Source organism: Synechococcus sp. NB0720_010 (assembly GCF_023078835.1).
GTDB lineage: Bacteria > Cyanobacteriota > Cyanobacteriia > PCC-6307 > Cyanobiaceae > Vulcanococcus.
In genome coordinates, this window is record NZ_CP090898.1 from 1,523,362 (window position 1) to 1,545,643 (window position 22,282).

Sequence of the window (22,282 nt, forward strand, 5' to 3'; positions counted from 1 at the left end):
GATGCAACCAGCCTCCAAGGTGATTTGTCTGGGCGAGGCCCTGGTCGATCGCCTGGGGCCCTTGGGGGGAGATCCAGCGACGGCAACAGCTGATCAATGTGACGACCGCTTGGGCGGGGCCCCGGCCAATGTCGCCTGCGCCCTGGCCCGTCTTGGCACCCCCTCGGCCTTTGTTGGACGGCTGGGGCGCGATTCGATCGGAGAGTCCTTTCAACAGTTAATGGCCAACCGTGGCGTGGAGCTGGCGGGTCTGCAGCGGGATGTCACGCGCCCCAGTCGTGTTGTCTTGGTGCGCCGCCACGCCGATGGCGAGCGGGTCTTCCAGGGATTTGCCGGCGACCAGGGCCAGGGGTTTTCGGATCAGGCCCTCGATCAAGCCGAGTTGGAGCAGGCCTGGCCGGCCTTGGCTGCCCAAGCCCAGTGGCTGCTGGTGGGCACCATTCCGATGGCCACAGCAGCGTCGGCGGCCAGTTTGCGTTGGGCCGTAAGTCAGGCCAAGGCAGCGGGGGTGCGGATTGCCTTGGACGTCAATTGGCGCCCCACGTTTTGGGATGTCAGCTCCGATCCAGCCTCCGGTCCGGATGCGGCAGCCCTCAACGTGATGCAACCCCTCATCGCTGCGGCGTCGCTGTTGAAGTTGGCCAAGGAAGAGGCGCTCTGGCTTTTTGGAAGCGCTGATCCGAGCGCCATCTCCGCGGGCTTGCCCCAAGCCCCTGATGTGGTGGTGACCGATGGCGGCAACCCTGTCCAGTGGTCTTTGGGCGGTGCGTCCGGGGTGCTCGAGGCCTTGGCGCCACCCCAGGTGGTGGACACCACCGGTGCCGGTGATGCCTTCAGTTCTGGTCTCTTGCATCAACTGGTGCAGGGGGCGATGCCCCCTGAGCAGATGCTTCGTTTTGCTGCGGCCTGTGGTGCTTTGGTCTGCGGCGGGGCGGGGGCGATTGACCCTCAACCCGATGCGGCTGCGGTGCAGCGGTTTCTGCAGCGTTAGCGCTGCAGCCTGGCCACCCGTCCGGCCTCGGGGTCGTTTGCGTCGAGCAGGTCTAGCTGTAGGGCCCAGGCGCCTTCTGGTTTGAAGCTCAGTCGCCCGGGCCACTCCACCGCCATCAAAGCGCCCAGTGCCTGGGCTTCCTCTTCTTCTTGGCAGAAGAGCTCATCGGCGGAGGCACTCTGCTCAAGGCGATAGAGGTCGAGATGGACCAAGGCGGCGGCCTGTCCTTGGTAGTGCTGCGCTAAGGCAAAGGTGGGGCTGGTGATGGGTTCATCGATCTCCAGAGCCAGGGCAATCCCTTGCACTAGCGAGGTTTTGCCAGCTCCTAAATCCCCCTCCAGCAACAGGATGGGCCTGGACTGCGGCAACGCGAGCCAGTCCAGGGCTAATTGACGGCCCAGGTTCTGGGTGGCTGCCGCATCCGCTAACTGCACGCTCAGTTGTTGCATTCCGATAGATTGCCTTTAAGCGAGCCCGAAGCCTCGGCGTCTCTGCAGATATTCCACACCTCTTGCCAAGCCACGGTCTGGGCTGGCGAGTGCATTCACCTCAAGAACATCAACCATGGTGGCCTCCCCCACTGCGCCTGCGCTGCAGAGCACCAGCACCTATGTAATCGCCGATCTGGGTCTGGCTGATTTCGGTCGCAAGGAGATCGAGATCGCTGAGACCGAGATGCCCGGTCTGGTGGCCCTGCGCAGCAAGTACGGCGCTGAGCAGCCGCTCAAGGGTGCCCGCATTGCGGGTTCCCTGCACATGACGATTCAGACCGCTGTTCTGATCGAAACCCTGGTGGCTCTTGGCGCCGAAGTGCGCTGGGCCAGCTGCAACATCTTCTCCACCCAGGACCACGCCGCTGCTGCGATCGCCGCTGCTGGTGTCCCGGTGTTCGCCTACAAGGGCGAGACCCTCGATGAGTACTGGGCCTTCACCCACCGCATCCTCGAGTGGGGCGACGGCGGTACCCCCAACATGATTCTCGATGACGGCGGTGATGCCACCGGCCTCGTGATCCTGGGCACCAAGGCCGAGAGTGATCCCTCCGTTCTGGACAACCCCAGCAACGAAGAGGAGACCGCCCTCTTCAACAGCATTCGCCAGAAACTGGCTGCCCAGCCCGGCTTCTATTCCCGGATCAAGGCCCAGATCCAGGGCGTGACCGAGGAGACCACTACCGGTGTGGCCCGTCTCTATCAACTGCAGAAGAGCGGCGAACTCCCCTTCCCTGCCATCAACGTCAACGACTCCGTCACCAAGAGCAAGTTCGACAACCTCTACGGCTGCCGCGAGTCCCTGGTGGACAGCATCAAGCGCGCCACCGACGTGATGGTGGCCGGCAAGGTCGCCCTGGTGCTCGGCTACGGCGATGTGGGCAAGGGATCTGCCCAATCCCTGCGTGGCCTTGGCGCCACCGTGATGATCGCTGAGATCGATCCGATCTGCGCCCTGCAGGCCGCCATGGAGGGCTACCGCGTCGTCCGTCTGGAGGACGTTGTGGCTGATGTCGACATCTTTGTCACCGCCACCGGCAACTTCCAGGTGATCCGCCACGAGCACCTGATCCAGATGAAGGATCAGGCGATCGTCTGCAACATCGGCCACTTCGATAACGAAATCGATGTCGCCTCGCTGAAGCAGTACACCTGGGAGAACATCAAGCCCCAGGTCGACCACATCACCCTGCCCAGCGGCAACAAGATCCTGTTGCTGGCCGAGGGTCGTCTGGTGAACCTGGGCTGCGCCACCGGCCACCCCAGCTTCGTCATGAGCAACTCCTTCACCAACCAGGTGCTTGCTCAGATCGAGCTCTTCACCAAGGGCGCTCAGTACGCCAAAGAGGTCTACGTGCTGCCCAAGCACCTCGATGAGATGGTCGCTCGCCTCCACCTCGAGAAGATCGGCGCCAAGCTCACCGAGCTGTCCGCCGAGCAGGCCGCCTACATCAACGTTCCCGTTGAGGGCCCCTACAAGCTCGAGCACTACCGCTACTGAGCCCAGAGACAACAAAGCCCCTCAGTGTTGAGGGGCTTCTCTTCCTGAAGCCCGGTCGATGCAAGACCGGGCTTTTTTGTGCTCGTGAACGCTCAGAACGGCACTTCTTCTTCGCTGGGCGCACCGCCACCGAAACCACCGCCGCCAAAGCCGTTGGCTTCAGCGTCACGTTTGGAGCCCAGCAGTTCCAGGCGGTCCACCCGAACCACGGGCTTGCTGCGCTCTTCGCCGCTGTTGCGGTCCGTCCAGCGGTCCAGCTTGAAGCTGCCGATGATTCCCAGCAGTGAGCCCTTACGGACGTAATCGGCGGCGACCTGAGCTTGCTTGCCCCAGATCTCCAGGTTGAACCAGTCGGGCTCGTCGTTAGTGCTGCGGCGGTTCACCGCGATGGTCAGGTTGGCCACCATGCTGCCGGACTCGAAGTAGCGCACTTCGGGATCGCGGCCAGCGCGGCCGACCAGGGTGACGGAATTGACGCCCATGGCGTTCTCCTGCGTTTGCGTTGGATCAATGATGCAGTCCCCGGGCGGGGAGCTTCGAGGTGAGAGTTCCACCCTTTGCCCCGGATGTGTCACCACCGCTGCAAAACCCGAGTGGCAGCTAGGTCTTTGAGGGTGTCAGATCGCAGGATCTACCTATGCTTTGAGGGAATGGGGAGACGTCTGTGTTCTTCAAGCGTTTCCAGCTGTCCCGCGACATCGGCATCGATCTAGGGACGGCGAACACCCTGATGTATGTCTCCGGTAAGGGCATCGTCCTACAGGAGCCCTCCGTGGTGGCGATCGACCTTGAGCGTGGTGTGCCCCTGGCGGTGGGGGATGAGGCGAAGCTGATGTTGGGCCGCACCCCTGGAAATATCCGTGCTGTGCGTCCCCTTCGCGACGGCGTCATTGCTGACTTCGACGCCGCTGAGCAGATGATCAAGACCTTTATTCAGAAAGGGAATGAGGGCCGCGGCATCGTCGCGCCCCGCTTGGTCATCGGCATCCCCAGCGGGGTGACCGGCGTGGAGCGCCGCGCGGTGCGAGAAGCGGGCTTGGCGGGCGCCCGCAATGTGCATTTGATTGAGGAGCCCGTGGCCGCGGCCATCGGCGCGGGCCTGCCGGTGACCGAACCCGTCGGCACGATGATTGTTGACATTGGCGGCGGCACTACGGAGGTGGCGGTGCTGTCCCTGGGGGGCACGGTGCTCAGCGAGTCGGTTCGGGTCGCCGGTGATGAGCTGAGCGATTCGATCAGCAACTACCTCAAAAAGGTCCACAACCTGGTGGTGGGGGAGCGCACCGCCGAGGAGATCAAGATCCGGATCGGTTCCGCCTTCCCCGACGACGCCTTCGACGAATCGACGATGGACGTTCGCGGGTTGCATTTGCTCTCGGGTCTGCCCCGCACGATTCCCGTGCGTGCCGGCGATATCCGCGAGGCGATGGCGGAGCCCCTGAACGTGATCGTGGAGGCGGTCAAGCGAACCCTGGAGCGCACGCCGCCGGAGTTGGCGGCCGACATCGTCGACCGGGGGATTGTGCTTGCGGGGGGTGGGGCCTTGGTCAGCGGCATCACCGATCTGATCAGCCACGAGACCGGAATCCTGGTGCACATCGCCGAGGATCCCTTGCTCTGCGTGGTCAACGGCTGCGGCCGCGTGATTGAGGACTACCAGCGCCTCGAGCGGGTGCTCGACACCCCTGACTTCAGCAAGTTGAACGCGTAATGGCCAGTCGACTCCTCCGGGTTCCTTTACTCCAGAAGCTGCTTCAGGCCTGGCCTTGGTGGTTGCTGCTGGCTGTCTTGGCTGGAGTGCGGCTCAGCAAGGGTGCGGGCGTCCTCGATGCCTACGCCCTGTTGAGTCGTCCGTTCTGGCCGGGCCAGGCCCAGTCCGAATGGCTCCGCTCCGCGCACCAGTTGGATCAGCAGACGCGGCTGCAGCAGCTGGAGAGCGACAACGCCCGCTTGCGGGGTCTTGTTGCCCTGGATCAAGCCAAAGGTGCACGGATCTCGGCTCCGGTGATCTCCCGCCAGGCCTCCGGTTGGTGGCAACAGCTGGAGTTGGGCAAGGGCAGCCTGCAGGGGGTGCGTGCCGGCTCTGCTGTTCTCGCCCCGGGTGGCCTGATTGGCCGGGTCGCCAGCGTCACCCCCACCACCGCCCGCGTCGCGCTGCTGACCAACAGCACGAGCCGCCTGGGGGTCTGGGTCCCGCGGGTCAAGCGCCATGGCCTGTTGATTGGGGGCGATACGCCGCGGCCGCGGCTCCAGTTCTTGGATAAGGACACGGGAGTTCGCCCCGGGGATGTGGTGACCACCTCCCCCGCCAGCACCTTGCTTCCCCCCAATCTCACGGTGGGTGTTGTCCAGAGCGTTGATGAGGAATTGGTCCCGGCCCCCGATGCCGTGGTTCAGCTGAGTGCACCGATCGACGCGGTCGATTGGGTGCAGTTGGTGTCCCGTTAGCGATGGCCGGTTTGCACCGCCATGGCCTCTGCGTGGCCTCTGCCCTCTCGGTCCCGGCGTTGACCTTGCTTTCCCCGGGCTGGTTAAGCCTCGATGGCATCTCCCCCAGTTGGGCGGTGCTCTGGCTGCTGCCCTGGGCCTTGGTGGATGGGCCCTGGTCCGGGGCGTATGCAGGCTTGGCCTTGGGCTTGCTGCTCGACGGCTTGCATGTCGGTCACGTCACCCAGCTCCCTGCTTTGGTGCTGTTGGGTTGGTGGTGGGGACGCCTGGGCCGGAGGGGTAGTCCGATTGAGCGCAGTTTCAACCTGGGGCTGCTGGCGGCCCTGGGCAGCCTGGTCCTAGGGGGCAGCTTCTTGCTGCAGTGGCAGTTCCAGGGTGTGTTGCCCGAGGGTGGCTTGCAGCTGCTGGCGGCTCAGGCTTTGATCACGGCCTTGCTGGCCCCCCTGGTTTGTTCGGTTTTGCTGCTGCGTTGGCGACAACTGCTCTCCGCACGGGGATGAAGACGCCCAAACGGTTGGCCTCGGGGCTGCTGGCGGCTGCGGCGCTCACGGGGGTGCTGGCGGCTTGCGCCCCCGCTCGGCGGCAGACCTCCGATCGCATTCCAATCCAGTTTTGGACTCTGGATCTGGCCCCCAAGTTCAACGACTACCTCAACGGAGTCATTGCCCGCTGGGAGCAGCAAAACCCGCGCTATGACGTGGTTTGGACTGATGTCCCCTGGGGATCTGTCGAGCGCAAGTTGCTGGCGGCAGTTTTTGCGCGCACGGCTCCCGATGTGGTGAATCTGAACCCGCTCTTCGCGGCCAACTTGGCCAGCAAAGGCGGCTTGCAGCCCCTCGAGCCCCTGTTGCCCCAGGGCGCTGCCGAGACCTATCTGCCGCGGATCTGGCAAGCGGGCCAAAGCGCCGCTCCCGATGGCCAGCCGCAGCAGTTCGCCATTCCTTGGTATCTGACGGCCCGGATCACCCTGGCCAACAGCCAGCTGCTGAGTCAGGCCGGCTATGACGCTCCGCCGCGCACCTGGGCCGAGGTGCCCGCCTACGCCGAAGCCGTGAAGCGCCGCACGGGTCGCTATGCCCTGTTTGTCACGGTTGTTCCGGAGGACTCCGCGGAGTTACTCGAGTCCCTGGTACAGATGGGGGTGACGCTGCTGGATCAGCGCCAGCGGGCGGCCTTCAACACGCCAGCGGGCCGCCGGGCCTTTGCCTTCTGGAGTGATCTCTATCGCCGCGGCTTGCTGCCCCGTGAGGTGGTCAGCCAGGGCTACCGGCGCGCGATTGAGCTCTACCAAAGCGGTGAGTTGGCCCAGGTGGGCAGCGGGGCGGAGTTCCTGCGCAGCATCCAGACGAATGCGCCCCAGGTGGCTGCGGCCACCCGTCCCTACCCCCCCCTGACCGGTGCCAATGGTGCTGCCAATGTGGCGGTCATGACCCTGGCGATTCCCCGCCAGAGCAAGGTGGCCGGGCCGGGGACCCGCTTCGCCCTGTTTCTGACCGATGCCACTAACCAGGCGCGTTTTGCCGAGCAGGCACGGGTGCTGCCCTCCTCCACCGGTGCCTTGCGGCAGGTGGAACAAGTCCTGGCGGATGAGCAACCGTCGACTCAGGCGGAGCAGCTGGTGCGGCAGGCCCGTTTGCTCTCAGCCCAAACCTTGAGTTCAGCCCGGGTGCTGGTGCCGGCGAGCCCAGGGGTTAAGCGGCTCCAGGCCATCGTCTACACCCAGCTGCAGCGGGCGATGTTGGGTCAGATCAGCAGTGATGCGGCCTTGGCTGAGGCGGAGCGTCAGTGGAACGCCTATGCCGCAGGACGCTGGCCCTAGGTCGACCTGGAGAAAACCTTAAGACTGGGGCTGCATAGCTCAGCTGGCCCGCAAAAGGCTATCGCCGAGAGAGGTCTGAGAGTTAACGTTGCGCTTCTTCACGCTGTGTAGTGCATGCCGCTCGACGAGCAGCAACGACAGAGTGATGCCTCTTCTGTCGAGGCTTCGTCAGAGCAGCGCGCCACCGTGATGGTGGTGGATGACGAGCCTGCCGTGCGTCGGGTGCTCGTCATGCGTCTCCAGCTGGCCGGCTATCAGGTGGTCTGCGCTGAAGACGGTGAGGAAGCGCTGGCCCTTTTCCACAAAGAGCAGCCCGACCTGGTGGTGCTCGACGTGATGCTCCCGAAGCTCGATGGCTTCGCGGTCTGCCGGCGCCTGCGGGCGGAGTCCTGCGTGCCGATCATTTTTCTCTCGGCCTTGGATGCCATCGCCGAGCGGGTCGCCGGCTTGGATCTGGGGGCGGACGACTATCTGCCGAAACCCTTCAGTCCTAAAGAGCTGGAGGCTCGGATCGCCACGATCCTGCGCCGCGTTGGCCGCGGTTCAGCCACCAACGAGCCCCGGGATGTACCCGCGGGTCAGGGTGTTCTGCGTGTCGGCGACCTGGTGGTGGACACCAACCGCCGTCAGGTCACCCGGGATGGTGAGCGCATCGGTTTGACCTACACCGAATTCAGCCTGCTGGAACTGCTGTTCCGTGAGCCTGGCCGGGTCGTTCCCCGCGCTGAGATCCTCGAGCAGCTTTGGGGCTATCCGCCCCGCCGTGCCGCCGATCTGCGGGTCGTGGATGTCTACGTGGCCCGTCTGCGCGGCAAGCTCGAGCCCGACCCGCGCAACCCCGAATTGATCCTGACCGTGCGCGGCACCGGTTACGCCTCCCAGCGCATGGGCGAGAACGCCCCGATGGCGGCCGCCAGCTGATCCTGCAGGATGGCCGAACGCTGATTGATTCGGTCCTTTGTCTGAGCTGCGCGAGACCCGCCTCGAGAAAGGCAAGGCCCTAGCGGAGTTGGGCCAGGGTCCTTATGCCCTGCGCTTTGAGCCCAGTCACCGCACCGCAGAGCTCCAGCAGGCCCATGCGGACTTGCCGAATGGCGAGGAGCGAGAGGTCTCCGTCTCCGTCGCGGGTCGGGTGATGACGCGCCGGGTGATGGGCAAGCTCGCCTTCTTCACCCTGGCGGATGAAACGGGCCCGATTCAGCTGTTCATTGAGAAGGCCACCCTCGGAGACGACTTCGGTCACCTCACTTCCTTGGTCGATGCCGGTGATCTGATTGGTGTCATGGGCAGCTTGCGCCGCACCGATCGCGGGGAGCTGTCGGTGAAGGTGAAGAGCTGGCAGATGCTCAGCAAGAGCCTGCAGCCCCTGCCGGACAAGTGGCATGGTCTGGCTGACGTGGAGAAGCGCTATCGCCAGCGCTATCTCGATCTGATCGTTTCCCCGGACACCCGGGAAACCTTCCGCCGCCGTGCGATTGCGGTCAGCTCGATCCGCCGTTGGCTCGATGAGCGGGGCTTCCTTGAGATCGAAACCCCCGTGCTCCAAAGCGTGCCCGGTGGTGCCGACGCCCGCCCCTTCGAAACCCATCACAACGCTCTGGATCTGCCGCTGACCCTGCGGATTGCCACCGAGCTGCACCTAAAGCGCTTGGTGGTGGGCGGCTTCGAGCGGGTCTATGAGCTGGGCCGGATTTTCCGCAACGAAGGCATCAGCACCCGGCACAACCCTGAGTTCACCTCGATTGAGGTGTATCAGGCCTACGCCGATTACAACGACATGATGGATCTCACGGAGCAGTTGATTGCTCACGTGTGCCAACAGGTCTGCGGCACGACCCGCATCAGCTATCAGGGCACGGAGATCGACCTCACGCCCCCCTGGCGCCGGGCGACGATGCACGAGCTGGTGCTCGATGCGACGGGGCTCGACTTCAGCAGCTTTGGCAGCCGGGCTGAGGCGGCGGCGGCGATGCAGGCCCAGGGTTTGGCGGTGCCGGAACTGGCGGACTCGGTGGGACGTCTTTTGGTGGAAGCCTTCGATCAGAAGGTCGAGAGCACCCTGATCCCGCCCACCTTTGTGATCGATTACCCGGTGGAGAACTCCCCGTTGGCACGGTCCCACCGCAGCAAGCCGGGTCTGGTGGAGCGCTTTGAGCTGTTCATCGTTGGCCGTGAAACCGCCAATGCGTTCAGTGAGTTGATCGATCCGGTCGATCAGCGCCAACGGCTGGAAGCGCAGATGGCCCGCAAGGCCGCCGGCGACGACGAAGCTCAGGAGGTGGACGAAGACTTCATCAATGCCCTGGAGGTGGGCATGCCCCCCACGGGCGGCCTCGGCATTGGCATCGACCGGCTGGTGATGCTGCTCACCGACAGCCCCTCGATCCGGGATGTCATCGCCTTCCCACTGCTGCGTCCTGAGGCGCGATCCGGCGCTGCGTCGCCTGCAATGGGATAATCGAACCTAGTAGGCAATCTCCCCCAGTCGGGGGCCCGAGATTCGATGAGTGGCGAACGCGTCGGCTTCCGCTTTAAGCATGCAGATGCTGTGGTGAAGCGCAATCCCCAGGGCCGCTCCCGCCGGGGCTGGGTGATGGAGCCGGTCGAGCAAACCACCAGCCGCGGCACCAAGATGCCCGCCTATCGGATCCGTTGGCGCGATAGCGAGCGCCCTGAGATCGTGCTGCAGCACATGCTGATTGCCGATCCTGACCCCACTCCGCCGCCCGAAGGCGTGAGCCTGGTTCCCCCCGAACCGAAGAAGTGATTTTGAAAGGCCCCGATTTAGGGGCCTTTTTTATGCCCAGCCCTTGAGGCGATAGAGCGCCAGGCCCAGGTGCTCCTTGAGGGCCACGCTGCTCAGATAGAGCGCCTCAGCACTGGGTAGCAGGTCCTGAACCAGTGATCCTGGGGTCGGGCTTCCCAAGCGTTGCCGTTCCGGCAGCAAGAAATCACAGGCCACTGGAATCACCTGTAGGCCGCTGCGCCGCTCAAAGGTCGCCAGAGAACGGGGCATGTGAAAGGCGCTGGTCACCAGGAGGACCTGGCTCCAGCCCCGTTGCTTGGCCAACTGGCCGATGTCGCGGGCTTCCTCGGCGGTGGTTTTGGAAAGGGGATTGGGCACGATGCGCTGGCTGGGGACCCCCAGTTCTTCAGCGAGGGCCTTGGCGGAGAAGGCTTCAGCGGGCGCGGGATCTGCTGCGGTGAAACTGATCTGAGCGCCGCTGGTCACCAGGGTGCCCGCCTTCTTTTGGCGCATCAGCCGCACTCCCGTCAGCAGACGATCGCCTCCTTCACTGACTTCCACGCCGCGCCTGGGCGGCAGGGCCGGCTTGAGGCCACCCCCCAACACGACGATGGCATCGGCGTTCGGGAGCGTCTTCGGTGTCAGCGCCACGGCACGCTCCTCTAAACCCCAGATCAATTGCCGACTGGTGATCGGCATGGCAAACAGCCAGACCATCGCGATGCCGCTGGCCCCAAGCGCACGGCTGAGTCTTGGCCGGCGTCTGCTGCCCAGGCCGGCGAGCTGGAGCAGCAGGCCCAGGCCCAAGGGATAGACCAGCAGCGGCAGCAGCTTGGAGAGCAGAAACCCCATCAGAGCCCCTGCCGCCGGCGTAGCTCTTCGAGGGCCTGCTCGGTTTCAAAGCGGGCCCAGGCCGCATCAAGGTTTTCGCTGGGACTGGCGGCGGGTCTTGGTTGGGCTTGGGCCGGGCGCTGCTGCAGTTCCTGACCAATGGCTTCGAGGCGCTGCCAGTGGCCCCGTCCCTGCTGCATCAGCCCATCGAGGTGATCCTGCGCCCGCTTCGCCAGGTCATGGGCACCAGCGGCTTGTGCCCGTTGCGTGCGTCCTTGCCATTGCTTGATCTCGGCTGCGAGTTCCAGCAGGGTCCGCCGCAGTTGGGCGGCCTCGCTCAGCAGCTCCTCCCGTAGCCGTGCGCTTTGCTCGGGGTGAGACCTCAGAAAGGCCTCGAGCTGCTGCTCGAGCTTGTCTTCGAGCTCATCCCACCAGGACCAGGAACTCACGCCGAGGGAGGACGGGTGATCAGCGGGGCTTCGATCTCCTCCTGCAGAGGGGTGATTGCCGCTTCCCGCGAGCGCAGCAGCAGTTGGGTGAGGCGGGCAATGGCGCCCTCTCCGAGGTTCTGGGTGGTCAGTTGCTCAAAGGCCTCGCCGTAGAGCTCCTCGAGTTGGGCAATCAGGTTTTCCCGCAGTTCCCGGGACGCTCGCCGCTGATCTTCCCTCGCCATCGCAGTTCCTTGAGGGCGTTCAGTCTGCCTGCTTCAGCAGGTGCAGCGACAGGTCGCCGCGGGGATCGCTCCAGCGGGCTTCGCTGCTCCAGCCGGCCCGGGCGGCGAGGGCCAGGAAGGCCTCGGGGCTGTACTTGTGGCTGGTTTCGGTGACGAGGGCTTCGCCCGCCGCAAAGTGCCAGCTGCGGCCGCAGGCCTGCACCGTTTGCTCCCGCTGGCTGATCAGGGCCATCTCGATGTGGCTGGCTTCAGGCACCCAGCGGGCCTGGTAGCGGAACTGCTTCAGGTCGAAATCGCAGTCCAGATCGCGGTTGAGCCGTTGCAGCAGGTTGAGCGCGAAGCGGGCAGAGATCCCTGCGGCGTCGTCGTAGGCCGCCTCTAGCCGTTCGGTGGCTTTCGGTTGATCGATGCCGATCAGCAGGGTTCCACGGGGACCGAGTAGCCGCCGAAATTGCCGCAAGAGCGCTTCGGCGGCAGCGGTGGTGAAGTTGCCGAGGGAGCTGCCTGGGAAGAACCCCAGGCGCCGTTGCGTCTTCAACAGGGGATGGCTCGGCAGCTGCTCCAGTTGGCTGTAGTCGCAGCAGATGCCCAACATCGGCACGCCGGGATGGTCCCCTTGCAGGCGCCGGCAGGCCGTGGCCAGATGCTCTGCACTGATGTCCAGGGCGACGTAAGCCGGCTGGTCCAACGCCTGCAGCAGTGGCCCCACCTTGCGGGCGCTGCCAGCTCCGAACTCCACCAGGGTGCCCTCGCCGAGGGCCGCGGCCATCGCCTGAGCCTGGTTTTCGAGCAGGGCTGTCTCGGTCTTGGTCAGGCTGTACTCGGGCTGCTGGCAAATCAGGTCGAACAGCCGCGATCCTTCGGCGTCGTAGAGAAACCAGGCCGGCAATTGCTTGGGGGTTTGGCTTAGGCCTTCGATCACCAGCTGGCGCATGTCCGCCGCCGCGGGATGGAGATCCAGCAGTTCCGGGACTCCGCTGCGTTGCAGGGTGCTGGTCATGGCTGCACTCCCCTCGCCAGTCGGATTCCGCTGGCCATCCAGCGGCTGTGGGGTGGATAGAAGTTGCGGTAGCTCAGACGCTCGTGTCCGGCCGGTGTCAAAAAGCAGCTGCCCCGCAGCACGAACTGTGAGCTCATGAATTTGCCGTTGTACTCACCAATGGCCCCAGCGGCAGGCGCAAAGCCGGGATAGGGCCGGTAGGGGCTCCCCGTCCACTGCCAGAGGCAGCCGAAGACCTGTGCCAGCTGGCCGCTGGTGGCCGCCAGCTCCCATTCGGCTTCCTCGGGCAAGCGGGCCCCGGCCCAGCGGGCGTAGGCATCGGCTTCAAACCAGCTGATGTGCCGCACTGGGGCATCGGGATGGCGCGGCCTGCGGCCCGCGAGGCTGAACTCCCATTCGCCCCGCCAGTAGCGCGGCGCCTGCCAGCCCCGGTCCTGCACCAGGGCCCAGCCTTCGCTCATCCAGAGGTCGGCGCGCTTGTAGCCCCCGTCGGCGATGAAGGCGGCGTACTCGGCATTGCTTACCAGCCGTTGGCTGATGGCAAAGGGCTCCAGCCAGACCCGGTGGCGGGGGGCTTCGTTGTCGAAGTGAAAGTGCCCCGAGGCCGGATCGAGGCCGATCTCCACCAGGCCTCCCTCGACGTTCCGCCAGCCCCCTGGCCCCGGGTTGGCCCAGCTGGCCTCGTAGTCCGCTTCGGGTTCGGCGGTCGCTTCAGGTTCCAGGGGATTGCGGCTGAAGCCATCCAGCAGATCCATCAGCAGCAGCTCCTGGTGCTGCTGCTCGTGCTGCAGCCCCAGTTCCACGAGTGCAGCCGGCAGGTGATCCAGCTCGGCCATCAGCGCAGCGGTGACACGTTGGCGCCAGGCCAGCACCTCAGCGATGGAAGGTCTGGTCAGGAGGCCACGCTCCGGTCTGGCGTGCCGTTCGCCCACCGACTCGTAGTAGCTGTTGAACAGGTAGCGCCAGCGGCTATCGGCGCAGTCGTAGCCCTCCAGCTGGCTCAGCAGGAACTCTTCAAAGAACCAGGTGGTGTGGGCGAGGTGCCACTTCGCTGGGCTCGCGTCGGGCATCCCCTGCAGGCAGAGGTCCTCCGGTTGCAAGCCCGCGATCAGTTGCTCGGTCGCCCGGCGGATTTCCTGCAGACGCGGCAAGACTGCGGCAGCTGAGGTCGTCACCATTCCGTCGGCTTCCGCTGAGCGGACCCTAGAAGCTCAACCTTGCTGCATCAACGCTTCTACGATCGCCGTAACGCAGAAATGGGCATGGGCGCCAGCACTCCGGGGATTGCATCCGGCTTCGTCGGTGCGGTGGGCCAGACCCCGCTCATTCGTCTGAATGCCCTCAGTGCTCTGACCGGTTGCGAGATCCTCGGCAAGGCCGAGTTCATGAACCCCGGTGGCTCCGTCAAGGACCGAGCAGCCCTTGGGATTTTGTTGGAGGCGGAAGAACAGGGTCTGCTCAAGCCCGGCGGCACCGTGGTGGAAGGGACGGCGGGCAACACCGGCATTGGCCTGACGCACCTCTGCAATGCCCGCGGATATCGGGCGGTGATCGTGATTCCCGAGACCCAATCGGCCGAAAAGATTGGCCTGTTGCGCAGCCTGGGGGCTGAGGTGCGCACGGTTCCGGCTGTGCCCTACAAGGACCCGAACAACTACGTCCGCCTCTCAGGCCGCATTGCCGAAGAGATTCCCGGCGCGGTTTGGGCGAATCAGTTCGACAACCTCGCCAACCGCCGCGCCCACTACAAGACCACTGGACCAGAGATCTGGGAGCAAACCGGCGGCCAGGTGGATGCATGGGTGGCGGCAACCGGCACCGGTGGCACCTATGCCGGCGTGGCGCTTTATCTCAAGGAGAAAAAGCCGCAGCTGCGCTGTGTTTTGGCTGATCCCCACGGCAGCGCCCTCTACAGCTGGGCCACCAGTGGCGAGCTCAGCAGCGAGGGCAACTCGATCACCGAGGGCATTGGCAACAGTCGCGTGACCGCGAACCTGGAGGGGGCTCCGGTGGATGACGCGGTCCGGATCCACGATCAGGACGCCCTTCAAACGATCTACGACCTGCTCTGGCAGGAGGGTCTGTTCCTCGGCGGCTCCGTCGGCATCAATGTGGCGGCGGCCGTCGAGACAGCACGTCGCATTGGGCCAGGACACACCATCGTCACGGTCCTCTGCGACAGCGGCGATCGCTATCGGTCACGGCTTTATGACGGTGAGTGGCTGAAGGGCAAAGGTCTGGAGCAACCTGAGCGCGCGGCCTGATCCACATTGGTGGAAGACGATCCGAGGTTGGAGCCAGGGGCGCTGATCGGCGGTCGCTATCGACTCGAGCGCTCCCTTGCGGAGAACCGCTGGCTGGCCAGTGATCAAGCGGCAGCCGATGCGTCGGTGCACCTTCTCCACCTGAGCGGGCTGAGCGATGAGCAGCGGGAGGAGTGGAGCAAGCGCTGGCTTCAGCTGCAGGGGGTCCTCCATCCCCAGCTGCCTCGCTGTGCCGATCTGATCAGCAGCGATGGGGAGCTCTGGCTGCCGCGCCCGTGGCAGGAGGGGGAGTCGTTTCAGGCCTTGCTGGAGGGTGGACAGACTTTCGACGTCCCAGAGGTCCTCGAGCTGTTGCGGCAGCTCTTGCCCCTGATGGCTTTGCTGCACAGCCATCGTCTCTCCTGCGGGGACTGGTCGCCATCCCAACTTCTGAGGCGATCGGCGGATGGGCTGCCCGTCCCCCTAGCCCTGGAGCAGCCAGCCCCATGGGATCCCCAGCGGGATTTGCTGGCTCTCGGCGAGTGCGCCCAAGCCTTGCTGGGTGCTCAGGCCGCGGCGGCCTTGACATCGATTGGGCCCCTGCAGGCCTTGAGTAGCGATCGGCCTGAGCTGCGTTTCCCTTCAGCGGCGGCTGCTCTGGCGGCTTTTCAACACTTCACTCCCGCCTTACCTGCTCCAATCCCGCTGGTTAAGCACTCCACCCCATCGCGGAGGCGCAAGCGGCAGCAGGAGCAGGACGCGGAAGGACGGCTTTGGCCGGTGGTGGTTGCGCTGGTGCTCGCTGCCTTGGTGGGGACCGCCTTGGGTTGGTTGGTCTTGAGCCGGGGCAAGGTCAGTAGCCCAATGGCGCTTCCCAGCTTTCGGCTCCGCTCGAGCTTGCCGGCGGCGGAGATCAATCAGCGGGAGCAGTTGCTCAATCGCCTGCGGGCCCTGCAGGTGGATCGCCGCTGGTTCCTGAAGTTGGTGGACGCCAGCTTTCTGGAGCGTGGTGGCCGGCTGCCATCGGATAGCCAGGCGGATGCACCCCTGCGCATGGTGTGGAGTGAACTGGCTGAGGATTGGCTGAGCCGCGTGGAGCAGTTACCGCTGCCCTTGCGGCCGCGCTTGGGCAATCTCACCGCCACCGATTGGAATCGCCGCCAGCAGAGCTTAGTGGCTCAGGGACTCAGCCCGGAGGTGGTCCAGAAGCTGGTCTCGGGGAGCGCGCTCAACCTGCTGAACGGGTCCCAGGCTGCCGAGATCCCCGCGGAGCCCTTTCGGCAGCTTTGGTATGCCGCTGCGGAACAAGCCCTGGGCAACCTGCAGATCGAGTTGATCGAGGGGAAGCGCAACAGCACCAAGACCGTCTCTGCTTGGGTGCCGGCTGGGGGCGCCCGGGTGTTCCCGATTCAGGTTCCGCCTGGCAGTCGCTTGGTCCTTGGCGTGAGGGGATCGGCGCTGATGCAGATGAGCGTTTTTGCCGCCGATGGACAGCTCCTGGAGGCGCGGGGACCTCTGCGGGTGGTGAGCCTGGGGGAGGTCAAGCGCTCCCCGGTTCAGGTCCTGATCAGCAACGACGGCTTGTCCTCGGCGAACTTGACGCTCTCCTTGCGGGTTGACCCGAATCAGTAACGGGCGATCGCTTTCTTGGCGTCCTTGATGTCCTGCTTGCGCCGCTCCTCCTGACGCTTGTCATGGAGCTTGCGGCCCTTGCCGAGGCCGATGGTGGCTTTGATCCAGGAGCCCTTGAGGTGGATGTTGAGGGGGATCAGGGTGAGGCCCTTCTGATCGACGGCGATGCGCAGTTTGTCGATCTCTCTGCGGTGGGCCAGCAGCCGGCGGGTCCGGAGGGGCTCGTGGTTGAAGTAGGCGCCGGCGTGGGTGTGGGGGGAGATGTGGACGTTGTGCAGTTGCAGCTGTCCCTTGCGGATCAGGCAGAAGCCATCCCGCAGGTTGACCTGCCCAGCTCGGATGGACTTGACCTCGGTGCCCATCAGCTCGACCCCGCATTCGAGGGTTTCGAGGATTTCGTACTGGTGCCGCGCAAAGCGGTTGTCCGCCAGCAATTTGTTGGCGGCGTCCCGAAGGGCCTTGGCGTTCTTTTTGCCCCCGCCCTTAGCCATGGCGCCGCGATCTCAATCCAGTGACCCTAGGGATGGATCCGCTGGCCGGTGGTCGTCCGCTGCCGATACCCTCGGGCGATGGCCATCGTTTCTTCGGGATCAACAGCGCCGCGTCAGCCGGCCCCGAGGTTGGTGGATCCTGCCGTCAGTGAGCAAGAGAAGCCGCTCCAGCGCGAGGATTCCCTCAGGCCCAAGCAGTTAGCCGATTACATCGGCCAAAGTGAGCTCAAGCAGGTTCTCGGAATCGCGATTGAGGCCACCCGCGCCCGCGACGAAGCCCTGGATCACGTGCTGCTCTACGGCCCTCCGGGTCTGGGCAAGACCACCATGGCGATGGTCCTGGCCGAGGAGTTGGGGGTGCGGTGCCGCATCACCAGTGCGCCTGCCCTCGAGCGTCCCCGCGACATCGTTGGCTTGCTGGTGAATCTCCAGCCGCGGGAGCTGCTGTTCATCGATGAGATTCACCGCCTGACGCGGGTCGCCGAAGAACTGCTTTACCCGGCGATGGAGGACTTTCGCCTGGACCTCACGGTCGGCAAGGGAACGACGGCCCGGACCCGCACGATTCCCTTGGCCCCTTTCACCTTGGTGGGTGCGACGACGCGGGCGGGTTCCTTGAGTTCACCCCTGCGGGATCGCTTCGGTTTGATCCAGCGGCTGGAGTTCTACGGACTGGAGGATCTGCAGGCGATCGTGCAGCGGGCGGCCGGTTTGCTGCAACTTGACTTGGCGGAAGAAGCGGCCCTCGAGGTGGCGCGCCGTTGCCGGGGCACCCCGCGCATTGCCAACCGCCTGCTTCGGCGGGTGCGCGATGTGGCCTCCGTCGGCGGCCATGCGCGGGTGAGCGCTGAGCTGGTGCAGCAGGCCTTGAGCCTGCACCGGGTGGATGGCCGCGGCTTGGATGCCAGCGACCGGCGGCTGCTGGATCTGCTCCACAGCGGTTTTGGCGGTGGCCCGGTGGGCCTCGACACCCTCGCGGCCGGACTGGGCGAAGACCCCGTCACCCTCGAATCAGTTGTGGAACCGTTTCTGCTGCAGCAGGGGCTGCTGCAACGCACCCCCCGCGGTCGGGTGATCACCCAGGCGGGCATTGATCACCTGCAGGATCAGGCGGCATGACAGCGCTTTTCGCCGTTTTGCTGGCGGTGCAGCTGAGCCTGCCCCAACTGTTTGACCAGGCCCTGACGGCGAGTCGTGAGGGGGCGTTCCCCCAGGCCTTGGATCTTTGGAACCAGGTCCTGGAGCTGGCTCCGGAGGACGCTGCGGCTTGGAGTAATCGAGGCAATGTCCAGCTGGCCCTGGGTGACCCCGAAGCGGCGATTGCCGACCAGTCCAAGGCGATGGAGCTGGATCCGAGCAACGCCGATCCCCATCTCAACCGAGGCACCGCTGAAGAAGCCCTGAAGCAGTGGGATGCCGCAGAGGCCGATTACCGCTGGATCCTCGAGCGTGGCGCCGATGCTTCTGCGCTCTACAACCTCGGCAATGTGCAGGGCTCCAAGGGGGACTGGCGGCAAGCCCGCGGCAGCTTTGATCAGGCGGCCGAGACCCGTCCAGGTTTTGCGATGGCCCGCTCCAGTACGGCCCTAGCGGATTTTCAGCTGGGGGATCTGGACCTGGCCGAAAAGGAGTTGCGCAGCATCATTCGCCGCTACCCCCTTTTCGCCGACGCCAGGGCTGCTTTGACGGCGGTGCTTTGGCGGAAGGGTGAGTCCGGCGAAGCCGAGAGCCATTGGGCTTCGGCTGCGGGCTTGGATCCGCGTTACCGCCAGCCAGAATGGCTCCTAGAGATTCGGCGCTGGCCGCCGGTTCCGGTCCAAGCCCTGTCGGACTTTTTGGCCTTGAGCAGCTGATGCCCGATCTGCTCTCCCGCGACCAGCTCAAGGCGGAGGTCAAGGCCGCCCAGCAGGAGCTTCTGGCGATTCGCAGGCATCTGCATGCCCATCCGGAACTCAGCGGCAATGAGCATCAGACCGCTGCTTTGGTGGCCGGCGAGCTGCGCAAGCTGGGATGGCGTGTCCAAGAAGGGGTGGGCCGCACGGGGGTGCTGGCGGAACTGGGTCCGAGCGGTGGCCCCGTGGTGGCCCTGCGGGTGGATATGGATGCGTTGCCGGTGGAGGAGCGAACGGGCCTGCCCTATGCCTCGTTGAACCAGGGCCTGATGCATGCCTGCGGCCATGACATCCACACCACCGTGGGATTGGGCGTGGCTCGAATCCTGGCGCCCTTGGCCGAGGAGCTGGGCGGCACGGTTCGCTTGCTGTTTCAACCGGCGGAGGAGACTGCCCAAGGGGCGGCCTGGATGGTGGCCGATGGGGCGATGCAGGGTGTGGATGCCCTGTTTGGCGTGCATGTCTTCCCCAGTCTTTCGGTCGGAACGATCGGGGTGCGCAGCGGCAGCCTGACCGCCGCCGCCGGTGAACTGGAGGTGGAGGTCTTGGGTGAGGGTGGCCACGGGGCGCGGCCCCACCAGAGCACCGATGCCATCTGGATCGCGGCTCGGGTGGTGAGTGGTTTGCAGGAGGCGATCAGCCGACGCTTGGACGCGTTGCACCCCGTGGTGGTCAGCTTCGGCCGGATTGAAGGGGGTAAAGCCTTCAACGTGATTGCCGATCACGTCCGGTTGCTTGGAACCGTCCGTTGCCTGGATTTGGAGTTGCATTCCCAGCTGCCGGGCTGGATTGAGGAGACCGTGCAGGCCATCTGCAAGGGCTATGGCGGGGAGGCCCGGGTGAGCTACCGCTGCATCTCCCCGCCGGTCCATAACGACCCCGAACTCACGCAGCTTTTGGCCGATGAGGCGGTGGAACTGCTGGGCCGGCCGCAAGTGGAGTGGCTCGAGCAGCCGTCCCTGGGCGCTGAGGACTTTGCGGAGCTGCAGCGCGACACCCCCAGCACGATGTTCCGTTTGGGTGTGGCTGGGCCGAAGGGCTGCACACCCCTGCACAGCAATACCTTTGCGGCCGATGAGGCCGCGGTCGGGGTGGGCGTTGAGGTGCTCAGCGCCAGCTTGCTGCGTTGGCTGGAGCGAGCCGGCTCATGATCCGCAATTTGCTGGCCTGCTCCACACTGTTGCTGGTGCTGATTGGCCTGGCGGGGGTGCTGCTGCGCCAGGGGCCGGATCGCCTGCAGGCCCTACCGGCCCTTTTGATTGGTTTGGCCCTCTTGGTCCAGAGCACCTGGAGCTGGCGCCGCCGCCGTCGGGCGATCCTGCAGACCCTGCGGGACCAGCAGTAGAGGCAGAGTGTGCCGATGAACTTCGACGACCTGCGCGAGGCCATCGCCTCCGATAACCCCGGCAAGGCCCGTCCTGCCCTGGCCAGCCTGGTCAATGCCAGTGCCCAGGAGGCCGAGCCGCTGCTGCTGCTGGGTCTCGAGCAGAGCGACATGATCATGCGGCAACTGAGCTGCTCGGGCCTGGGGCACAAGCCCACGGCGGCGGGTTGGGAGCCTCTCGTTCGCACGCTGAAGCACGACCCTGAGATGGCCGTGCGCGCCGAAGCGGCCAATGCGCTGGTGAGCCATGGGATTGATCGGGCCTGGCCGCTGCTGTTGGAGTCCTTCCAGTCCGAGAGCGAGTGGCTCATCCACTGCAGCATCCTCTCGGCAGTCGCTGAGCACCCAGAGATTGCCCCTGAGCAGTTGCTCGAGTTGGCGCGCCTGGCGGTGGCCGAGGCCGATGGCACGGTCCGGGTGGGCGGCACCGAAATTTTGGGTCGTCTCGTACGTGAAGGCAGCAGCGAGGCCCGAGAGGTTCTGCAGGGCCTGCAGCAGGACAGTGATCACCGCGTGGTTGCGGCAGCCTTGAACGGGCTGCAGTCTCAGACTTGCTAGGTTTTGGCAGTCACTAGGGGTGCCTCCCGTTGCGGGGGCTGAGATCACACCCTCCGAACCTGATCCGGGTCATGCCGGCGCAGGGAAGTGAGAAGAGACACTCAGGTTGCGCCCCCGCCCAACGCCATAGCGGTTATGCGTAGCGCCTGGATCGAAAAGCGCAAAGGTCAAGCCAACGTCTCCCAGATGCACTACGCCCGTCAGGGCGTGGTGACTGAGGAAATGGCCTATGTGGCGAAGCGGGAAAACCTGCCCGAGTCGCTAGTCATGGAAGAGGTGGCCCGTGGCCGGATGATCATCCCGGCCAACATCAACCACGCCAACTTGGAGCCGATGGCGATCGGCATCGCCTCCAAGTGCAAGGTGAACGCCAACATCGGCGCCTCCCCCAATGCTTCCGATGCCTCTGAAGAGGTGAAGAAGCTTGAGCTGGCCGTGAAGTATGGCGCTGACACCGTGATGGATCTTTCCACCGGTGGCGTGAACCTCGATGAGGTGCGTACGGCGATCATCAACGCTTCGCCGGTGCCCATCGGCACGGTGCCCGTGTATCAGGCCCTCGAGAGCGTCCATGGCTCGATCGAGCGTCTCTCGGAAGACGACTTCCTGCACATCATCGAGAAGCACTGCCAGCAGGGCGTCGACTACCAGACGATCCACGCCGGTCTGCTGATTGAGCACCTGCCCAAGGTCAAGGGCCGCCTGACCGGGATCGTCAGCCGTGGCGGCGGGATCCTGGCCCAGTGGATGCTGTATCACCACAAGCAGAACCCCCTCTACACGCGCTTCGACGACATCTGCGAGATCTTCAAGCGCTACGACTGCACCTTCTCCTTGGGCGATTCCCTGCGTCCGGGTTGTCAGCACGACGCCTCTGATGCCGCTCAGTTGGCTGAGCTGAAGACTCTGGGCGAGCTGACCCGTCGCGCCTGGAAGCATGACGTTCAGGTGATGGTCGAAGGTCCTGGTCACGTGCCGTTGGACCAGATCGAGTTCAACGTCAAAAAGCAGATGGAGGAGTGCAATGAGGCACCCTTCTATGTGCTCGGTCCTCTGGTCACCGACATCGCCCCCGGTTACGACCACATCACCTCAGCCATCGGAGCGGCCATGGCCGGCTGGCATGGCACGGCGATGCTCTGCTATGTCACCCCCAAGGAGCACCTGGGTCTGCCCAATGCAGAGGACGTGCGTGAAGGCCTGATCGCCTACAAGATCGCCGCCCACGCCGCCGACATCGCCCGTCACCGCCCCGGTGCTCGTGATCGTGACGACGAGCTGAGCCGCGCCCGCTACGCCTTCGACTGGAACAAGCAGTTCGAACTGTCCTTGGATCCCGAACGGGCCCGTGAGTATCACGACGAAACCCTGCCGGCTGATATCTACAAGCAGGCTGAGTTCTGCTCGATGTGTGGACCCAAGCACTGCCCGATGCAGACCAAGATCACGGAAGAGGATCTAGAGGGGCTTGAGAGAGTCCTTGCTGAACAGCAGAGCAATAGTGAAGTCGCTGCTGTTTAATTCCACGCTTCTTGTTTGAGTTCAGGACCCGTGCGAAAGCCCGGGTTTTTTATTGCTGATT

At 64.8% G+C, this 22,282-nt stretch carries 25 protein-coding genes and 1 riboswitch; of the genes, 17 read left to right on the plus strand and 8 right to left on the minus strand.

What is annotated here, in order from left to right; translation table 11 throughout:
* Position 1 precedes the first annotated feature (1 nt).
* The gene (locus tag LY254_RS08015; RefSeq protein WP_247476542.1) at positions 2-991 is read left to right on the plus strand and encodes a carbohydrate kinase; all 990 of its coding nucleotides are present in this window, start codon (positions 2-4) and stop codon (positions 989-991) included.
* Here the strand turns inward: LY254_RS08015 and tsaE are convergent.
* Positions 988-1,440, minus strand: a complete 453-nt coding sequence (gene tsaE, locus LY254_RS08020; RefSeq protein WP_247476544.1) for a tRNA (adenosine(37)-N6)-threonylcarbamoyltransferase complex ATPase subunit type 1 TsaE — start codon at positions 1,438-1,440, stop codon at positions 988-990. The genes LY254_RS08015 and tsaE overlap by 4 nt on opposite strands.
* A 115-nt stretch (positions 1,441-1,555) precedes the next feature.
* Between tsaE and ahcY the strand changes: the two genes are divergently transcribed.
* Complete coding sequence (ahcY, locus tag LY254_RS08025; RefSeq protein WP_247476546.1) at positions 1,556-2,983, plus strand: adenosylhomocysteinase; 1,428 nt, start codon at positions 1,556-1,558, stop codon at positions 2,981-2,983.
* A 92-nt stretch (positions 2,984-3,075) separates the two neighbouring features.
* On the opposite strand, the gene LY254_RS08030 is transcribed toward ahcY, so the two are convergent.
* Positions 3,076-3,465, minus strand: a complete 390-nt coding sequence (locus tag LY254_RS08030; RefSeq protein ID WP_247476547.1) for a single-stranded DNA-binding protein — start codon at positions 3,463-3,465, stop codon at positions 3,076-3,078.
* 182 nt (positions 3,466-3,647) lie between these two features.
* Here LY254_RS08030 and LY254_RS08035 point away from each other — a divergent pair, with 182 nt between their 5' ends.
* From LY254_RS08035 to LY254_RS08065, 7 genes are all read left to right on the plus strand, one after another.
* On the plus strand, positions 3,648-4,694 hold the full coding sequence (locus tag LY254_RS08035) for a rod shape-determining protein (protein WP_305852541.1): 1,047 nt from the start codon (positions 3,648-3,650) through the stop codon (positions 4,692-4,694).
* Positions 4,694-5,431: a rod shape-determining protein MreC gene (gene mreC, locus LY254_RS08040; RefSeq protein WP_247476548.1), complete on the plus strand. Its 738-nt coding sequence runs from the start codon at positions 4,694-4,696 to the stop codon at positions 5,429-5,431. The genes LY254_RS08035 and mreC overlap by 1 nt, the downstream gene beginning before the upstream one ends.
* Before the next feature lie 2 nt (positions 5,432-5,433).
* Positions 5,434-5,931: a rod shape-determining protein MreD gene (gene mreD, locus LY254_RS08045; RefSeq protein ID WP_247476549.1), complete on the plus strand. Its 498-nt coding sequence runs from the start codon at positions 5,434-5,436 to the stop codon at positions 5,929-5,931.
* Positions 5,928-7,250, plus strand: coding sequence for an extracellular solute-binding protein (locus tag LY254_RS08050; RefSeq protein ID WP_247476550.1), 1,323 nt, complete (start codon positions 5,928-5,930; stop codon positions 7,248-7,250). Before mreD ends, LY254_RS08050 begins: the two co-directional genes overlap by 4 nt.
* Before the next feature lie 114 nt (positions 7,251-7,364).
* Entirely contained in the window at positions 7,365-8,171 is an 807-nt protein-coding gene (rpaB, locus tag LY254_RS08055) for a response regulator transcription factor RpaB (RefSeq protein ID WP_010314257.1), read from the plus strand.
* A 37-nt stretch (positions 8,172-8,208) separates the two neighbouring features.
* Positions 8,209-9,708, plus strand: coding sequence for a lysine--tRNA ligase (lysS, locus tag LY254_RS08060; RefSeq protein ID WP_247476551.1), 1,500 nt, complete (start codon positions 8,209-8,211; stop codon positions 9,706-9,708).
* Between the two features lie 45 nt (positions 9,709-9,753).
* Positions 9,754-10,017 (plus strand): hypothetical protein, encoded by a 264-nt coding sequence (locus tag LY254_RS08065; RefSeq protein ID WP_010314125.1) that lies wholly within the window; start codon positions 9,754-9,756, stop codon positions 10,015-10,017.
* Between the two features lie 30 nt (positions 10,018-10,047).
* Here the strand turns inward: LY254_RS08065 and LY254_RS08070 are convergent, their stop codons facing one another.
* The 5 genes from LY254_RS08070 to egtB are packed head-to-tail and all read right to left on the minus strand — an operon-like array spanning position 10,048 to position 13,678.
* The gene (locus LY254_RS08070) at positions 10,048-10,848 is read right to left on the minus strand and encodes a YdcF family protein (protein ID WP_247476552.1); all 801 of its coding nucleotides are present in this window, start codon (positions 10,846-10,848) and stop codon (positions 10,048-10,050) included.
* A complete protein-coding gene (locus LY254_RS08075) occupies positions 10,848-11,276 on the minus strand; it encodes a hercynine metabolism protein (protein WP_247476553.1) in 429 nt (142 codons plus the stop codon). Before LY254_RS08075 ends, LY254_RS08070 begins: the two co-directional genes overlap by 1 nt.
* Entirely contained in the window at positions 11,273-11,500 is a 228-nt protein-coding gene (locus tag LY254_RS08080; RefSeq protein WP_247476554.1) for a hercynine metabolism small protein, read from the minus strand. Before LY254_RS08080 ends, LY254_RS08075 begins: the two co-directional genes overlap by 4 nt.
* Before the next feature lie 19 nt (positions 11,501-11,519).
* Complete coding sequence (gene egtD, locus LY254_RS08085) at positions 11,520-12,500, minus strand: L-histidine N(alpha)-methyltransferase (RefSeq protein WP_247476555.1); 981 nt, start codon at positions 12,498-12,500, stop codon at positions 11,520-11,522.
* Positions 12,497-13,678 carry an ergothioneine biosynthesis protein EgtB gene (egtB, locus tag LY254_RS08090; protein WP_247476556.1) on the minus strand — a complete coding sequence of 394 codons (1,182 nt, stop codon included), beginning with the start codon at positions 13,676-13,678 and terminating at the stop codon, positions 12,497-12,499. The genes egtD and egtB overlap by 4 nt, the downstream gene beginning before the upstream one ends.
* Positions 13,679-13,762: 84 nt before the next feature.
* Between egtB and LY254_RS08095 the strand changes: the two genes are divergently transcribed.
* Positions 13,763-14,764, plus strand: coding sequence for a cysteine synthase A (locus LY254_RS08095; RefSeq protein WP_371820444.1), 1,002 nt, complete (start codon positions 13,763-13,765; stop codon positions 14,762-14,764).
* A 9-nt stretch (positions 14,765-14,773) separates the two neighbouring features.
* Complete coding sequence (locus tag LY254_RS08100) at positions 14,774-16,375, plus strand: serine/threonine protein kinase (protein ID WP_247476557.1); 1,602 nt, start codon at positions 14,774-14,776, stop codon at positions 16,373-16,375.
* On the opposite strand, the gene smpB is transcribed toward LY254_RS08100, so the two are convergent.
* Positions 16,369-16,866: an SsrA-binding protein SmpB gene (gene smpB / locus LY254_RS08105; protein ID WP_247476558.1), complete on the minus strand. Its 498-nt coding sequence runs from the start codon at positions 16,864-16,866 to the stop codon at positions 16,369-16,371. The two genes, LY254_RS08100 and smpB, sit on opposite strands and share 7 nt — an antisense overlap.
* A gap of 78 nt (positions 16,867-16,944) precedes the next feature.
* Here smpB and ruvB point away from each other — a divergent pair, with 78 nt between their 5' ends.
* The 6 genes from ruvB (at position 16,945) to thiC (ending at position 22,221) form a co-directional block, all read left to right on the plus strand.
* A complete protein-coding gene (ruvB, locus tag LY254_RS08110; RefSeq protein ID WP_247476559.1) occupies positions 16,945-17,985 on the plus strand; it encodes a Holliday junction branch migration DNA helicase RuvB in 1,041 nt (346 codons plus the stop codon).
* On the plus strand, positions 17,982-18,719 hold the full coding sequence (locus tag LY254_RS08115; protein ID WP_247476560.1) for a tetratricopeptide repeat protein: 738 nt from the start codon (positions 17,982-17,984) through the stop codon (positions 18,717-18,719). Before ruvB ends, LY254_RS08115 begins: the two co-directional genes overlap by 4 nt.
* Positions 18,719-19,909 (plus strand): amidohydrolase, encoded by a 1,191-nt coding sequence (locus LY254_RS08120; protein ID WP_247476561.1) that lies wholly within the window; start codon positions 18,719-18,721, stop codon positions 19,907-19,909. The genes LY254_RS08115 and LY254_RS08120 overlap by 1 nt, the downstream gene beginning before the upstream one ends.
* Positions 19,906-20,103, plus strand: coding sequence for a DUF3188 domain-containing protein (locus LY254_RS08125; RefSeq protein ID WP_247476562.1), 198 nt, complete (start codon positions 19,906-19,908; stop codon positions 20,101-20,103). Before LY254_RS08120 ends, LY254_RS08125 begins: the two co-directional genes overlap by 4 nt.
* A 15-nt stretch (positions 20,104-20,118) precedes the next feature.
* Complete coding sequence (locus tag LY254_RS08130) at positions 20,119-20,700, plus strand: HEAT repeat domain-containing protein (protein WP_247476563.1); 582 nt, start codon at positions 20,119-20,121, stop codon at positions 20,698-20,700.
* A 5-nt stretch (positions 20,701-20,705) separates the two neighbouring features.
* A riboswitch (TPP riboswitch) is annotated at positions 20,706-20,803 on the plus strand.
* A 32-nt stretch (positions 20,804-20,835) separates the two neighbouring features.
* On the plus strand, positions 20,836-22,221 hold the full coding sequence (gene thiC, locus LY254_RS08135) for a phosphomethylpyrimidine synthase ThiC (protein ID WP_247476564.1): 1,386 nt from the start codon (positions 20,836-20,838) through the stop codon (positions 22,219-22,221).
* The last annotated feature ends 61 nt before the right edge of the window (positions 22,222-22,282 follow it).